Genomic DNA, 14,664 nt, shown 5'->3' on the forward strand with positions numbered 1-14,664 from the left:
GGCGCCGGGTCCTGGGGAGGTCGTCACCCGGACGGCGCAGCGTGGACCGGGGCGCGTGGGAGGGTCGCCCCATGAGCGTCGTGCTGGCCGTGGACGTCGGCGGAACCGGGTTGAAGGGGGCCGTCGTCGACGACCGCGGACGCACCCTCGCCCGCCGCGACCGGCCCACCCGCCTCGACGGACGCGGCCCGGCCGACAACCTGCTGGCCCTCGTCGCCGACCTGACGGCGCTGGCCGGTGCCGAGGAGCCCGTGGCCGTCGGCGTCGGCACCCCCGGAATCGTCGACGAGGCGACCGGCACCGTCGTCTACGCCTCGAACCTCGGCTGGCGCGACGTCGGCCTGCGGGCGCTGCTGGAGGACGCGACGGGCCTGCCCGTCGGGGTGGGCCACGACGCGCGGGCGGCGGGCCGGGCCGAGCAGCTGGCCTCGGGCACGCACGGCAGCTTCGTCTTCGTGCCCATCGGGACGGGGATCGCGGCCGCCCTCGTCGTGGAGGGGACCGCCGTCAGCGGCGTCTCGGGGGCGGCGGGGGAGTTCGGGCACGTCGTCGTCCACCCCGGCGGGGAGGTCTGCCCGTGCGGGCAGCACGGGTGCGTCGAGGCGTACGCGGCCGGCGGGGCGGTCGTGCGGCGCTTCCGCGCGCGCGGTGGTGAGGCGGCCTCGACCGCGGAGGTGGTGGCCCTCCTCGGCTGGGACCCGCGCGCCGACGAGGTCTGGGCGGACGCGGTGCGCGCCCTGGCGCTGGGTCTGCAGGGGCTGACGATGCTGCTGGACCCGGCCGAGATCGTCCTCGGCGGCGGGGTGTCCGGCGCGGGCGCGGTCCTGCTGGACCCCCTGGGCGCCGAGCTGGCCTCCCTGCTGACCTGGCGGTCGCCGCCCCCGCTGCGGACGGCCCGCTGGGGGGCCCAGGCCGGGCGCGTCGGGGCCGCCCTGCTGGGGTTCGAGCGGGCCGGGGTGACGCCGGACTTCCAGCTCGGCTGAGGCCAGCCCGGGAGCGGCGGCCGGGTCACGCCACCCGGCACCGCAGCGGTCGGCCCTGCAGGGCTCGAGCCACCTCGTCGGCCGCCAGACGCTGCAGCGCGGCGAGGGAGCCCAGCGAGTAGAAGGCCGCGTGAGGTGTCAGGAGGATCTCCGGACGGTCGCGCAGGACGCTGTCCGGGGGCAGGGGTTCGGTGTCGAAGACGTCGAGCGCGGCCGCGGCGATCGTGCCGGACGCGATGGCGTCCACCAGTGCCCCCGTGTCCACCAGCGCGCCGCGCGAGGTGTTCACCAGCACCGTCCCCGGGCGCATCACGGCGAAGGCGTCCGGCCCGATCAGCCTCTCGGTGGCCGGCGTCGAGGGGCAGTGCAGCGAGATGGCGTCGGCGCGTGCGAGCAGCTCGGGCAGCGCCACCAGCTGCGGGCCGTCCCCATCCGGGTCCCCGGCGTAGGGGTCGTGGGCGAGGACCTGCAGGCCGAGCGCGCTCAACCGGGCGGCCACGACCCGGCCCACGCCGCCGATGCCGATCAGGCCGACGGTCGTGTCGGCGAACCGCTGGAGGGGCCCGATCTCGGTGGCGCGACACCAGCCCCGGTCGCGGACGGTGCGGTCGAACGCCGGCAGGCGCCGCAGCAGGCACAGCAGGGAGGCGACGGCGTGGTCGGCGACGGTGTCGCCGCCGTAGTCCGGCACGTTGGCGACGGCCACCCCCAGGTGCCGGGCGGCCTCGACGTCGACGTTGTCGTAGCCGATCCCGTACCGCACGACCGTGGCTCCCGGGGCCATGACGGCCAGGACCCGGCCCGTGACGGGGGCGAGGTTCACCAGCGCCACGTCGGCACCTCGCACGGCCGCCAGGGTCTGCTGCTCGTCCCTGCAGTCGTGCTCGGCGAAATCGGCCCCGAGCCCGGTGACCGTCGCACGTTCCCGGTCCACCCCGCCGAAGGCCTGGTCGGTGACCACCACGCGCTTCACGCCGACTCTCCCCCCCTCGGACCGGACCACGACCTCCGGTGCAGGCGGGACTGCCCGGGGACCGGGGGGTTGTTCCTCAGGACGATCATGATCGGCTCCGCTTCGCAGCAGTGGTGGGTTCCGGGAGAGCTCGATGGGCTCGGAGGTCCTCAGCGGGGTGGTGCGAACTCGTTGAAGGCCTCGTGCCCCGCTCGCAGGGAACCGTCGGCCTCGATGAAGTGCAGCCACTCGGGCCGGCCGACAGGGCCGTACTCGTCGCGGTGGAGGTCGGCCACGAGGCTGTGGTGCAGCGCGTGCACGGTGAACCCGATGTCGCGCGCGACCAGCTGACCGAGGGTGTACCGCATGACGTCCACGTGCTTCGCGTCGTCCCGCGCCCCCCACACCGTCTCGTTGCCCACCAGGTCCTTGCCGGCGTCCCTGGCGATCGCCACGCACTCGTCCAGGAACGCCTCGAACCCCTCTTCGGTCTTCGTGTGCGGCTGGTTCCCGCTGCCGTTCCACATGAAGTAGGGGTGGAAGCTGATGATGTCGCTCATCGGTTCCGTGAGCCGGATCGCGGTGGTGTTGGGGTAGTTCCCGATCGTCAACGGCTGCTGGGCACCGATGTCCTTGCACACCTCGTAGCACCACGTCAGCCAGCGCAGTTCGGCCGACCGGATGTTGCTGGAGGGGTCCTCCACGTAGGGACCCATCAGCGGCTCGTTGCACAGGTCCCAGGAGTGGATCCGCTCGTCGCGGGTGTGGTCGCCGACCACGGCGTCGAGGTAGCGCCGGAAGAGGACCTGGACCTCGGCCGCCCCGTCGCCCGCGCGGGCGTCCCGGAAGAGGTCCTCGCCCAGGCTCCAGGAGCTCAGGTCGGGGACGATGTGGTCGAGGGGCACACCGCCGAAGTCGCAGACCGCGTCCCGCCAACGGTTGAACAGCACCGGGACGACGAGGATGTCGTGCTCGGCGAACAGGCCGAGACCGGCGTCGAAGTTCGCCAGGAACCTCTCCGGGTCCCGCTGGAAGGCCTCGTGCGACAGCCACCACCGCGCGACGTTCCACCCCGGGAAGTACTCCTTCCCGCGGGCGACCTCGACCGCCATCCGTCCGTGGTCGTGGTGCTGCCACAGGTCCAGGCCGCTGGTTCCCCAGGAGCCGTCGTAGTTGAACCCTCGGACGTCCCTGCCCTGCATGTCCCACCATCCGTTCGTCGACGTCGTCGAACTCCGCGCGGGGACGTTCCCCGCGCGGACGTGCGTCTCGTGCTCCGGGCTCGTACCACGATCCCGTCGCACGTCAGCCCTGGTCGGGCTCCTGCGGTGCGACCACGACCTTGCCGAGGCCCGGAGCGCGCGCACGCAGCAGCTGCAGGGCCTCCGGTGCGCGCCCGAGGGGGAACCTGTGGGTGATGAGCGCCGAGGGTCTGACCCGTCCCCGTCCGAGCAGTCCCAGGGCCTGCGGCCAGACCCCTGGGCTGCCCAGGGAGCCGAGGAGCACCTGGTCGTCCACGACGAGCCGGTCGACGTCCACGGGGGTCGGTTCACCTCCGCTGAGCCCGATGACCACGCAGCGTCCCCTCGGGGCCAGCCTCGCGAGCCCCGAGGTGAGGCCGGCGGGGTTGCCGCTGGCCTCGACGACCACGTCGAAGCGTTCCCCGTCGGAACTCCCGCGCACCCCCAGACGACGGAGCCGGTCCATCCGGTCGGCGTCGGGTTCCAACGCGGCGACGTCGGCGTGCACGAGATCCATGAGGATGGCCGAGACCAGCCAGCCCACCGTGCCACCGCCGACGACGAGGGCGCTGCCCCCGGGGCGGCACGACGACCGCAGGACCGCCCTGAGCGCGACGGCGGTCGGCTCGGCGAAGACGGCGTCCTCGACGGAGGTGCCGGCCGGCACCGCGTGGGCGCTGCGGGCGGGGAACACCATGGTCTCCGCGAGGGCGCCGTCGAGGCCCACGACACCGGTCTCCCGCCTCCGGGCGCACTGGTGGTAGGCGCCCGACGCGCAGGCCGCGCACCGCGCGCACCCGATGCTGCACTCGCCGACCACGACGTCCCCCGGAGAGGGACCCCGGGTGTCCGCGGGGGCGTCCAAGACCCGGGCCACCCACTCGTGGCCGGGAACCAGGGGCAACCGGCTCTTCCCGGTGCGCAGGTACACCATCGTCCCTTCGAGCAGCTCGACGTCCGTCGCGCACAGCCCGACGGCCAGGGGTGCCAGCAGCAGTTCCCCGGGCCCGGCGCGTGACCGCGGGCGGACGGCGATCTCGCAGTGACCGGGGCCGTCGAGCACGAGGGCGCGTTCTCCCCGCTCCGGCCCGTCGCCGGCAGGTCCGCTGTCCCCGGTCAGGGCGTTGCTGGTCACGGTGTGCCCCCTCGCGTCGTGGTCGGACGGCCTGCGGTGGCGGTCATCGACCCGCGAGGGAGCCACCGATGCCCCCGATGCTGAAGTAGCGGTTCAGGAGGGCGAAGATGAGCACGGGCGGCAGGATCATGATGACCGAGACCGCCATGACCGGCCCCCAGTCGGTGGCGTTCTGCTGGAAGAACGTCTGCAGCCCCACGGGCAAGGTGTACGTGTCGCTCGAGCGCAGGAAAACGATGGCCACGAGGTAGTCGTTCCAGGCGACGAGGAAGCTGAAGATGGCCGTCGACAGGATCCCCGGCAGTGAGTTCCGCAGCACGATGCGGCGAAAGCTGCCGAACAGCGAACAGCCGTCCACCCACGCTGCTTCTTCCAGCTGGACCGGGATGGAGTCGAAGTAGGCAGCCATCATCCACACCGCCACGGCCAGGGCGCCCCCGACGTAGATGATGACCAGCCCGTTGAGGGAGTCGACGAGCCCCAGGCCGGCGAAGAGGATGAACAGCGGGATGACCGCCACGATGACGGGCAGGCTCTGCACGACGAAGAGCAGCAGCGAGTACGTCGACACCAGCTTGCTCCGGCCCCGGGAGACGACGTACCCCGCCGGGGCCGCGACGACGACCGCGGCCACCACGGTCACCGTCGTGACCCAGAGGCTGTTCCCCAGCCACTGGAGCGCGTCGGTGCGGGTGAGGACGAAGCGGAACGACTCCAGGCCCGTCCCGGCGCCCACGGCGGACGACGGTGGTTGCAGCGCGAGGACGAAGACGGCGAAGACGGGCACCAGGACGACGCCGAGGACGACGACCAGGACCGAGAAGCGCAGCCAGTCCCCACGGTCGACGGTGGACGTCCGGCGCACCGGTGCCGCGGGGTCGCGGGAGCGTGTCGCGGTGGTTCCTGGGGTTTCTCCACGGGTGGACATGGGTGTCCTCTCTCGGGGCGAGCAGTCACCCGGTCAGACGGTTGCTCGGCGGATGGAGCGGTAGAGCCAGACCGACGCGACGACCAGCACCGCTGTCATGAGGAAGGCGATCGCGACCCCGTACCCGGTCTGGAAGTCCTGGAACACGACGCGGTAGGCGAGAACCACGAGCGAGGTCGTCTCCCCGACGGGTCCACCTCCCGTGAGCAGGTAGATCGTCGGGAAATCGTTGACGCAGAAGATCGTCATCAGGATCCAGCTGATGTAGGTCGACGGGGCGATCAACGGGAGGGTGATGCGCGTGAACTGCTGGATCGAGGAGGCCCCGTCGACACGGGCGGCTTCGTACACCGTCGAGTCCACGCCCGTGAGGGCGGCACTCGACATGAGCATCATGAACGGGAAGCTGATCCACACCTTGAACACGCAGACGGTGATGGCGGCCATGGTGGGGTCGGCGAGGAAGAGCACGTTCTCGAAACCCAGGGCGGACGCCAGGACCGGGACGGGGCTGGACGAGGTCGCCACCAGCCAGTTCCACGAGGTGGACGAGACCACGACCGGGACGACCCAGGGGAGCAGCAACAGCACTTTGAAGACCCTCGCGCCCGGGACGCTGCCGCGCAGGAGGAGCGCGATGCCCAGGCCGATGGCCCAGCTGCCGAAGACGCCGACCGCTGTGAACAGCAGGGTGAACCGGGCGGCCCGCCAGAAAACCGGATCCTGGAACGCTCGCGCGAAGTTGTCCAGACCGACGTAGGGACCGGCCTGCAGGAGGTTGCCGTCCCGCAGGGACTGCACGGCGGCGTACACCAGGGGAAAGCCGTTCAGCAGCAGCAGCAGGACCACGGACGGGGCCACGAGTGCCACCATCGTGGACCGTCCCCGCGAGCGTGGTCGGCGGTTCAGGCTACCGGTGTCGCGTTCCCGTCGGGCTGCGCTGCGCACGGCCGGCGCGGGTTCGGGTGACGGTCGAGTCGTCATGGCGTTGGCCTTCCTGGGGTGCGGGCGCCTGCGCGGACGGACGTCACACGACCGATTCGATGGCCGCCTGCATGGCCTCGAGGTTGGCCCGGGGATCTGTCTGTCCCTGGATCGCCCTCTGGGCGAACGTGATGAGGTCCTGCCCGCCGTCCACGGCGTTCAACTCGGCGAAGACCTCCTCCCCACGGGCGGCGAGGGTCTTGCCCACCGGTTGCCACTCGTTCGCGGCCCTGACCTTGTTGGCGTCGCTCTGGTACTCGGGTGTGTCGACGATGCTCTGCCGGACCGGGATCGACTCGATCACCCCTTCCGTCCAGTACGTCGACATGTTGTCCAGGTACCACCGCAGGAACGCCTCCGACGCTTCTTCGGACGGCGTGTTCTGGTACATCATCAGGTTGTTGATGTAGTAGAGGGTTCCCTTGTCGCCGTTCGGGCTGGCCAGAGGGCTGATGACCTGCAGGTCGTCGCCGGACTCACCCAGACCGGACGCCAGGCTGGGGACGGTGATGCCCATGCCGACCCGCCGGTTCTGCCAGTCGTCGTCCAGGTTCCCGGTGGTGTAGGCGACCGCTCTGGGGTTGATGATGCCCTCGGCCGCCATCTGGTTGAAGAACTCCAGGCTCTCGATGTTCCGGTCGGTGACGCAATCGGGTTCCCCCTGCTCGTTGAAGAAGCCCCCACCGTTGTTGATCATGAAGCTGACGACGCCCTGACTGCCGATGTTGGCCCCGGCCCCGGTGGCGGTCCCGTAACCGGCCACCCCGATCCGCTGCAGTGCCCGGCCGGCTTCGAGGAAGCTCGCCCAGTCGGTGGGGACCTCCGTCCCGGCCTCTTCCAGGAGCGAGCGGCGGACGGTGAGCACCCGGATGTCGATCTGCCAGGGGACGGCGGCGTACCCGGAGCCGGTCTGCATCGCGTCCATCGTGCCCGGGAGGAAGTCGTCGTACGTCCCGTTCTCCCGCAGGGTGCCGATCAGGTCGTCGGCGTAGTGGATGGCTCCCTGCTGGGCGAACTGGAACGCCTGGAAACCTCCCCCCGAACTCACGGCGGGCCCGGTGTCGGACGCGATGGCCGACGAGAACGTCTGGTAGTAGTTCGCCCACTGGAGGCCCTGGTACTGCGCGCCGGCGAGGCCGGACGGCGCGGGGTAGCTGTTCACCAGGTCCTCGGCGGTCCGGGTGTACTGCGTGCCGCCCCACGGCATGTCCCAGAACGTGAGGTCCTCCGTCGAGCCGGCCTCCGAGCTGCTGGAGCTGCAGGCGGACAGGACGGGTACGGAGGCTGCGGCGGCGAGTCCGAAGACGTCACGACGACGGAGGCCGGGGCGGTGGTCGGTACGTGGGTTCACGGTGTTCTCCTCGATGTCGGGACCGGCGCGATCCGCTGGTGGCCGCCGCAGCGCGTGCTGGGCGCTCGCCCATCGAGAGCGGGCGACTCGAACGGCGGTGTTCGGAGTTCGGTGTTCTGGTGTCGGAGTTCAGGGTTCGTGTCGTGGGACCGTCACGGAGCCGGGGGACGAGGCGCGAATCCTCCGCGAAGCCGGCCAGGTCGGTCGACCTCCCACCGGTCCGGACGAGGTCGTGCAGGTGCCTCCACGCCGCGCGGTGGGACGTCTCGTAGCGGGTGGGCAGTCGCGTGGCCCCTGCTGGACCGGAGACGACCACCTCACCCGGTGCGGCGGTGGTGGGCCAGGGGAGTGCGAGGACGACGGCCGTGGTGCGTCCGAGGATCCTCAACCGGGTCCCGGGGCGGATCGAGCGCGTGGTGATGGCCGTCAGGGCCGCGTGCGCTCCGCTGACCAGGCGAGCAGTTCCATCGTATCCGTGGTCGTTCCACCTGACGACCCCCAGTTCGACCGCGGGGCCCACGGCTGCGCGCACCAGGGCCAGTTGTCCCAGCAGGACCTGGGCGAGGTCGACACCGACCGGCACGTCGACTCGTGCCTCCAGCAGGCTGTCCGCGTCGTCGTGGGTGGCGAACGCAGGTGCGGCGAGGGCGACCGCGGGGTTGTAGGTCCAGGTCGAGTCGAGCACGACGGGGACGCCGGTCGCGTCCGCCCGCCGGCGCAGGGACGAGACGTCGGCCGGTGCGGGGTCGACCACGAGGAGTCCACGTGCGCCGGACCCGACGGCCCGTTCGGCGTGCTCGGTCCAGCCCGGTCTCCCGGCGACAGCCACGAGGTCCCCCGCGTCCGGGACCCGGTGCAGCGACAGGGGCAGGGAGGCGACGACGTGGGCGATCTCTCCGGCGGTGTCGTCCGCGGGGGACCAGGACACGGTCAGCGGGCCGGTCACGCCGGTGCTCCGGCGCGCGATCCGGTCGATCCGTCGACGAGCGCCGCGGCGCGGTCCGCGATGTCGAGGGCGAAGGCGAGGTCGTCGATCAGACCCCTCACGTCCAGCGGGTCGGCAGTGCCGCGGACCAGGTCGGCCACGAAGCGCCACTCCGCTTCGTACCCGTTGGCGGGGTGGGGGCCCAGGACCTCGGAGCGGTCGGCGGACCGCAGGACGGCGGTGGCCGAACCGGCCGGGACGTATGAGGGGGTGAAGTCCACGCGCAAGGAGAGGTCGTCCCCGATGGCTTCGAAGGTCCACCCCGGTTCCCAGCTGTCGGTGTGGGAGCCGTGGAGCTGGATGTCGCGACCCCCGACCCGCAGGTCGATCAGGTACCCGTGCGGGGCCGGGACGTGGCAGGACAGGACCTCGACGTCCGCCTGGTCGGGGCAGAAGGCCCGGACCAGGGGCAGGTCGTGGACGGCCAGGCCCATGACCTCCCCGCGCACGATCTCCGCGGCGACCTCGGGGTCGTGGCGGTCGCGGGCGACCCGGGCCGGTCGGGAGGCCACCTCGGTGGAGAAGTCCTCGAAACGGGGGTTGGGCGGGAGCACGATGCTGCTGCGGATGGTGTGGGCCGTCTCGACGAGGTCCCCCCACCGGGCGGTGGCCGCCAGCCACCCCGGGTCGAAGGTGTGCATGGCGCCGACGACGATCGGGACCCCGGTCTCGGCCGATGCCGCCGTGATGTCCCCGGCCTGGCCCAGGTCCACGGCGAGGGGTTTCTCGCACAGCACGGCGCGCTTGCCCGCTCGGCAGGCGGCGACCACCTGCTCGGCGTGGAACCGGTGGGGACTGCAGACCAGGACCACCTCGGCGCGTTCGTCCGCCAGCACGGCCTCGACGCTGGTGGTCCACGCCGCGCCGACGCGGCGGGCGACGGACTCGGCGAGCCGGGCGTCGACGTCCATCACGTGGACGACCTCGAAGGTGTCGCCCAGCGCGGCCAGGGTCGGCAGGTGGATGGCCTGGGTCACGGGTCCGGCCCCCAGGATCCCCACGCCGTGGGTCGGTGGGCTCACGGGTTCCTCCCGGGGGGGCCGGTCGTCGCGCGGGGCCGGAGCGCCGGGTCCGCGAGGTCGGGTCGGTGTCGGGCCGTTGAGGTCTGCGGGGTGCTGAGCACTGGTGAACCTCCCGTTCCACTCGTGTTGCTTAACGGTGACACGTGTTGAAGAAACCGGCAACCCCCTTCCCCGACCGATCGGCCGGCGGCCGGGGTGAGACCACCGCTGTCGGGTCGACGCCCTCGCCCGAGAGCTCGGCCGGCCCTGTCCAGGCCACCGTCGGCGCGCAGTGGCATCATCGATCCGGCCCGGCCGTGGAACGCGGTGCGGCGCACGACGGACCAGCCCAGGGGGAGCGGAGCGGTGTGAGCGGTCACTCCTCTGTCGCACCGCTGGTCGTGGTCGGGGCCGTCCACCGGGAGTACGTGCTGACGGTGCCCACCGCACCCGCACCGGGGGAGACGGTCCTGGCGAACGGGATGCGTCAGCACCCCGGCGGTGGCGGGGTGCGCCAGGCGGTGGCGGCCTCCCGCGTGCTCGGGGGAGGCGTCGTCCTCCTTGGGTGCGTCGGGGACGACGCCTCCGGTGAGCTGCTGCTGCAGGAACTGCGCGCCGAAGGCGTCGACACCTCCGAGATCGAGATCGTTGGCTGGATGGCGACCGGGGTCGTCGTCGTGCAGGCCGTCGCCGGTGGTGGGAACGCGACCACCGTCGTCCCCGGAGCCAACTCCGAGGTGCCCGCCGCGCGGGTGGGGTCCGCCCTGGGGCGTCGTTGCGACGCCGCGTCCGTCGTCGTCGTGCAGGCCGACCTGCGTGCCGAGGTCGTGAGCGAGGCCCTGAGGGCCGCCGTGGCGGTGGGGGCGCGGTGCGTCCTGGACCTGGGGTCCCGGCTGCAGCTCGACCCGGACGAGCTGGCGTGCGGTGACCCACTGGTGGTGGACGAGGGAGGAGCCGCCTCGGTCCTCGGGCGCCCGGTCTCCGGGGTGGTCCAGGCGATGGACGCGGCCCGTGAGCTGCAGCGGTTCGCCCGGTCGTCGGTGGTGAGCGTCCAGGGGTACGGCGCCTGCTGGGCCGGCGGGGACGGCGAGGGGCGCGTGCCCGTCACCGGGGAACCGTCCACCCGGACCGGTGCGGGCACCGGCGCCTTGGCCGGAGTCCTGGCAGCGCGTCTGGCGGGCGGGGCCTCACTAGGATCAGCGGTCCAGGACGGGGTTCGAGCCGACGTCCTGCCGTCAGGGAGCACGGAGGAGCAGTCCCCCGTCCCGTGGCGGTCGAGGCGGGGGATGACGCGCCCGGAGGGGTGATCCTCCCCGGGTCCAGGTCTGATCGGAGTTCGAGGTGGCAGTCACCCGTGCTGACGTGGCACGACGGGCGGGGGTCTCACCGGCCGTCGTCAGCTACGTCGTCAACGGTGGACCGCGATCGGTGTCGGCCACGACCCGTTCCCGTGTCGAGGAAGCGATCGCGACCCTCGACTACCGGCCGAACGCGGTGGCCTCCGCCCTGCGGGGAGGCACGACGAAGTCGGTGGGCCTGCTCCTGCCCGGTCTGGTGAATCCGTACTTCACGGAACTGGCGCACGAGGTGGAGCGGGAGCTGTTCGTCCGCGGGAACACCTTGTCGATCGGGATGACCGACGACGACCCCGTCCGGGAGCGCGCCTACATCCGCTCGTTCGTCAGCCGGCGTTTCGACGGCCTGCTGGTGGTGTCCCCGCGGGGGGTCGGCGCGGTGACCGAGAGCCAGCTCGGGTCGACTCCGGTGGTCCTGCTGGACCCCAGCGCGGAGCAACCGGGGTGTTCGTCCGTGCACGTGAACCACACGGAGGGCACGGCGCGCGCCACCGAGCACCTGCAGGGTCACGGCCACACCTCGATCGGCGTCGTGGCCGGGCCGCCGGCGACGCAGGTGACGGACCAGCGCATCGCCGGCTGGCGCCGGCAGCAGCAGAGCGCGGGTCTGGAGCACGGCTTCGACCTCCTCGCCCACGCGGACTTCTCGTCCTGGGGAGGGCTGACGGCGGCCCGGAACCTGCTGGGACACCACGGACGGCGAGATTCCCGCGATCGTCGCCCACCGACCGCCCTGGTCGTCTCGTCGGACGTGCAGGCCATGGGTGTCCTGGAAGCGTGCCGGACGCTGGGGTTGGCGGTGCCCGGCGACGTCGCCCTCGTGTCGTTCGACGGGACCGACGCGGGCCGCTACGCCCAACCGTCGCTGACGTCGCTGCGCCAACCGATCCGGGACATCGCGAGCACCGCGGTCACGCACCTCCTGCAGCGCGTCGCCTCGGCGGACACCCCCGTCCGCCACACCACGTTGACGGGCCACCTGCGCATCGGTGGGAGTTGTGGCTGCGCCCCGGGGCCGGGCTGACGAGACCGTGCTGACCGCCGGCCGGGGAGTGGGTCGGGTGAGGGGTCTGGCAGGCTCGGCGGGTGCGCCTGCTCGTGATCACCGACGGTGTCCCGCCCGAGCACCGCGGCGGGGTCGCCAGCTCCGTGCTCGTCGAGGTCGACGAGCTGGCCCGGCGCGGGCACGAGGTGACCGTCCTCGTGCGCCGGCACGACCCCGGCGCCCCGCTCGTGGAGGACCGCGGCCACTACCGGCTGCTGCGCCACCCGGCCCCGGCCCGCGGCAGCCGCGGCTACTACGCCCACCCCGCGGCGACCCTCACCCGGGTGCCCGGCTGGCTGCGCTCGCTCGTCGCGCGCGAGGGCACCGACGCGCTCTACGTCCACTCCACCTTCCACGCCGCCGCCGCCGTGCGGGCCGGGCTCGGGGACCGCACGGTGTTCCGCTTCCACGCCCCCGCCTCCTTGGAGGTCGGCCTGGACTCCGCCGGCGGGAAGTACCCGCTGGCCCGGACGGCGGGCGGTCTGGCCGGTCGCGTCGTCGCCGACCTCACCCGGCGCGCCGAGCTGGCGGCCCTCGACGGAACGGCCCGCACCCTGACGACGAGCTGGTACGTCCGGCGGCTGCTGCGGCAGGTCCACCCCACGGCCTCCGCGCGCGTCGACGTCGTCCCGCTCGCCGTCGACCTGGACCGGTTCTCCCCGGGGCCGCCGGAGCGGGAACGCCTGGGGCTCACCGGGGACCCGCTGCTGGTGACCGTGCGCCGGCTCGTGCGGCGGATGGGGCTGGAGAACCTCCTCGACGCGTTCGGCGCCGTCGTCGAGCAGCACCCGGGGGCGCGGCTCGTCGTCGGCGGCACCGGCTACCTCGCCGGTGACCTGCGCGCCCGGGCCGACCGGCTCGGCCTGCCGGTGGACTTCGCCGGGTTCGTCGCCGAGGAGGACCTGCCCGCGCTGTACCGCTCGGCCGACCTGTTCGTCCTGCCGACCCTGGAGATGGAGGGTTTCGGGATCGTCGCCGTCGAGGCGTTCGCCAGCGGCCTGCCCGTCGTCGCGACACCGGTGGGGGCGAACCCCGAGGTCGCCGGAGCGCTCGACGCCCGCACGATCGCCGCGTCCACCGAGCCCGCCGACCTCGCCGCGGCCGTGCTGCGGGGGCTGGAGCTGCGCGGCGAACTGGCCGCCCGGGCCCGTGAGCACGTCGAGCAGCGGTCCTCCCCGGCCGCCGTCGTGGACCGCGTCGAGGCCGTGCTCGCGGAGGTGGCGGCCCGTCAGCAGCCCGGGGCGCCGGCCGCCAGGTCCTGAACCGTGCGCAGGTGCTCGGCGTCGGCCGGGGTGGTCCCCGCGGTCGCCGGGTCCGGCACCGCGACACCGGTCCGGACGAGTTCCTCGTTGACGTCGAGGCCGTCGTCGGTGCGGAACCAGCCCGCCCCGGCCACGTCGACGCGCTGCCCGGTCGGCAGGTAGGAGAACAGGTCCCGCAGGTAGGCGTCGCGGCACCCCTCGGCGGCGACGACCCCCGCGAGCGGGGTGGGGGTCGTGGCGCCGTCCGGGCCCGCGACGACGGGGGCGGGTCCCGCGGCCCACGCCACGACCGTCGCGGAGGCCGCCACCCGGGTCGTCGTGGCGGTCGGGGTCCGAGCCGGGGGCGGGCCGCTCGGGGCGGCGGTGCCGCGCACCCCCTCCTGCAGCGCCCGCTGCACGACCACCGGGTTCGGGGCGGTCCGCTGCTGCTCCCAGGTGGCCAGCACCCCCGCCACGACGAGGACGACGAGCCCGGCCACGGCGAGGCGTCGCCGCGACCCGCGCTGCTCGACGTGGGCGGCCCCGGGGGCGAGCAGTTCGTGGTGGCCGGTCTCCTCGACGTCCCGCTCCGGGGCCCACGGCGTCTCCCAGCGGGCGAGCTCCCCGCCCCCGGACAGCTCGACGCGCACGGCGGCGCCGCGCGCGGAGTAGCGCAGGTCCAGGGCCACCACCCGCCAGGGCGGGGACTGCTCGCGGTGGACGGCGACGACCACGGCCCGGCCGCCGGTGTGCAGGGGGTTGGCGTTCCCGCGGACCTTGACGAAGTCGCCGGGGCGCAGCGTCTCGAGGTCCGGTACCCGCACGAGCCCCCATCGGCCGCCGGCGGGGGTTCATGAGGCCCTGGGCCTGCCGCCTGCGGGTGTCACGGTGGCCGTGCGCGGCCCGGACCTCGGTTCGCCCTGATCGGGTGCAGTGCTGGTGCGCACCCCTGCGTCAAGCCCCCCACCGCCGACCGGGTGGTGCTGCTCCGCGGGGCTCCAGCGGCCGGTCCCGCGGGCCGATGCCCGGGTGACGGTCGCCGAGGTGGCGACCGTGCCGATCCCCCGGGAGTTGCCCGATGTCCCACCCCACCGACACCGCTGCGGACGCGGCCGCGCGCCCGAGCGGCGCGCAGACCGTGGCGCCGGTCCAGGCCTCCGCCCTCCTGCACGCCGCCTCGATCCTCGGTGAGGCCAGCTACACCCCCGAGCAGGAGCTCAAGGGGACGCTGACGGGCGCGCGCACCGAGGCGCAGCCCACCCGGCTCGAACCCGTCGTGGTGCCCGAACCCGTCGTGGTGCCCGAACCCGTCGTGGTGCCCGAACCCGTCGTGGTGCCCGAACCCGTCGCAGCACCCCGGCCCGTCGCAGCGCCCGAGCCCGTCGCGCCGCCCGCCGCACCGGCTCCCGAGCGCAAGGGGTTCTTCGCCCGCCTGCTCGACAAGCTCCTCGGCCGGGGCTGAG

General features: G+C 73.3%; 14 protein-coding genes. 5 read left to right on the forward strand and 9 right to left on the reverse strand.

Translation table 11 applies throughout. The features are described 5' to 3' along the window. Nucleotides 1–71: 71 nt before the first annotated feature. On the forward strand, nt 72–983 hold the full coding sequence (locus AB2L28_RS19970; protein ID WP_370720752.1) for an ROK family protein: 912 nt from the start codon (nt 72–74) through the stop codon (nt 981–983). A 25-nt stretch (nt 984–1,008) separates the two neighbouring features. Here AB2L28_RS19970 and AB2L28_RS19975 read toward each other — a convergent pair whose 3' ends face one another. The 8 genes from AB2L28_RS19975 to AB2L28_RS20010 form a co-directional block, all read right to left on the reverse strand. Continuing rightward, nucleotides 1,009–1,956 carry a C-terminal binding protein gene (locus AB2L28_RS19975; protein ID WP_370720753.1) on the reverse strand — a complete coding sequence of 316 codons (948 nt, stop codon included), beginning with the start codon at nt 1,954–1,956 and terminating at the stop codon, nt 1,009–1,011. Between the two features lie 149 nt (nt 1,957–2,105). After that, nucleotides 2,106–3,137 carry a glycoside hydrolase 5 family protein gene (locus AB2L28_RS19980; RefSeq protein WP_370720754.1) on the reverse strand — a complete coding sequence of 344 codons (1,032 nt, stop codon included), beginning with the start codon at nt 3,135–3,137 and terminating at the stop codon, nt 2,106–2,108. 103 nt (nt 3,138–3,240) lie between these two features. Next, nucleotides 3,241–4,311: a zinc-dependent alcohol dehydrogenase gene (locus AB2L28_RS19985; RefSeq protein WP_370720755.1), complete on the reverse strand. Its 1,071-nt coding sequence runs from the start codon at nt 4,309–4,311 to the stop codon at nt 3,241–3,243. A gap of 43 nt (nt 4,312–4,354) precedes the next feature. Then, on the reverse strand, nt 4,355–5,239 hold the full coding sequence (locus AB2L28_RS19990) for a carbohydrate ABC transporter permease (protein WP_370720756.1): 885 nt from the start codon (nt 5,237–5,239) through the stop codon (nt 4,355–4,357). A 33-nt stretch (nt 5,240–5,272) separates the two neighbouring features. Beyond that, complete coding sequence (locus AB2L28_RS19995; RefSeq protein ID WP_442490339.1) at nt 5,273–6,112, reverse strand: carbohydrate ABC transporter permease; 840 nt, start codon at nt 6,110–6,112, stop codon at nt 5,273–5,275. Between the two features lie 154 nt (nt 6,113–6,266). Further along, complete coding sequence (locus AB2L28_RS20000) at nt 6,267–7,574, reverse strand: ABC transporter substrate-binding protein (RefSeq protein WP_370720758.1); 1,308 nt, start codon at nt 7,572–7,574, stop codon at nt 6,267–6,269. Next, on the reverse strand, nt 7,531–8,520 hold the full coding sequence (locus AB2L28_RS20005) for a hypothetical protein (RefSeq protein WP_370720759.1): 990 nt from the start codon (nt 8,518–8,520) through the stop codon (nt 7,531–7,533). The genes AB2L28_RS20000 and AB2L28_RS20005 overlap by 44 nt, the downstream gene beginning before the upstream one ends. Further along, nucleotides 8,517–9,581, reverse strand: a complete 1,065-nt coding sequence (locus tag AB2L28_RS20010; RefSeq protein WP_370720760.1) for a Gfo/Idh/MocA family protein — start codon at nt 9,579–9,581, stop codon at nt 8,517–8,519. Before AB2L28_RS20010 ends, AB2L28_RS20005 begins: the two co-directional genes overlap by 4 nt. Before the next feature lie 347 nt (nt 9,582–9,928). Here AB2L28_RS20010 and AB2L28_RS20015 point away from each other — a divergent pair, with 347 nt between their 5' ends. From AB2L28_RS20015 to AB2L28_RS20025, 3 genes are all read left to right on the forward strand, one after another. Further along, entirely contained in the window at nt 9,929–10,867 is a 939-nt protein-coding gene (locus AB2L28_RS20015; protein ID WP_370720761.1) for a PfkB family carbohydrate kinase, read from the forward strand. 34 nt (nt 10,868–10,901) lie between these two features. Further along, nucleotides 10,902–11,939, forward strand: coding sequence for a LacI family DNA-binding transcriptional regulator (locus tag AB2L28_RS20020; RefSeq protein ID WP_370720762.1), 1,038 nt, complete (start codon nt 10,902–10,904; stop codon nt 11,937–11,939). 62 nt (nt 11,940–12,001) lie between these two features. Then, nucleotides 12,002–13,222 carry a glycosyltransferase family 4 protein gene (locus tag AB2L28_RS20025; RefSeq protein ID WP_370720763.1) on the forward strand — a complete coding sequence of 407 codons (1,221 nt, stop codon included), beginning with the start codon at nt 12,002–12,004 and terminating at the stop codon, nt 13,220–13,222. Here AB2L28_RS20025 and AB2L28_RS20030 read toward each other — a convergent pair. Then, nucleotides 13,189–14,025, reverse strand: a complete 837-nt coding sequence (locus AB2L28_RS20030) for a hypothetical protein (protein WP_370720764.1) — start codon at nt 14,023–14,025, stop codon at nt 13,189–13,191. The two genes, AB2L28_RS20025 and AB2L28_RS20030, sit on opposite strands and share 34 nt — an antisense overlap. Nucleotides 14,026–14,279: 254 nt before the next feature. Here AB2L28_RS20030 and AB2L28_RS20035 point away from each other — a divergent pair, with 254 nt between their 5' ends. Beyond that, nucleotides 14,280–14,663, forward strand: a complete 384-nt coding sequence (locus AB2L28_RS20035; protein WP_370720765.1) for a hypothetical protein — start codon at nt 14,280–14,282, stop codon at nt 14,661–14,663. The last annotated feature ends 1 nt before the right edge of the window (nt 14,664 follow it).

This window comes from Kineococcus mangrovi (assembly GCF_041320705.1).
In the GTDB taxonomy this organism is placed as follows: Bacteria; Actinomycetota; Actinomycetes; order Actinomycetales; family Kineococcaceae; genus Kineococcus; species Kineococcus mangrovi.

What these genes read in the sequence shown, in the direction of transcription:
- AB2L28_RS19970 (WP_370720752.1), top strand. Translation starts at nt 72, where the DNA reads ATGAGCGTCGTGCTGGCCGTGGACGTCGGCGGAACCGGGTTGAAGGGG.
- AB2L28_RS19980 (WP_370720754.1), bottom strand. Translation starts at nt 3,137, where the DNA reads ATGCAGGGCAGGGACGTCCGAGGGTTCAACTACGACGGCTCCTGGGGA.
- AB2L28_RS19990 (WP_370720756.1), bottom strand. Translation starts at nt 5,239, where the DNA reads ATGTCCACCCGTGGAGAAACCCCAGGAACCACCGCGACACGCTCCCGC.
- AB2L28_RS19995 (WP_442490339.1), bottom strand. Translation starts at nt 6,112, where the DNA reads ATGGTGGCACTCGTGGCCCCGTCCGTGGTCCTGCTGCTGCTGCTGAAC.
- AB2L28_RS20035 (WP_370720765.1), top strand. Translation starts at nt 14,280, where the DNA reads ATGTCCCACCCCACCGACACCGCTGCGGACGCGGCCGCGCGCCCGAGC.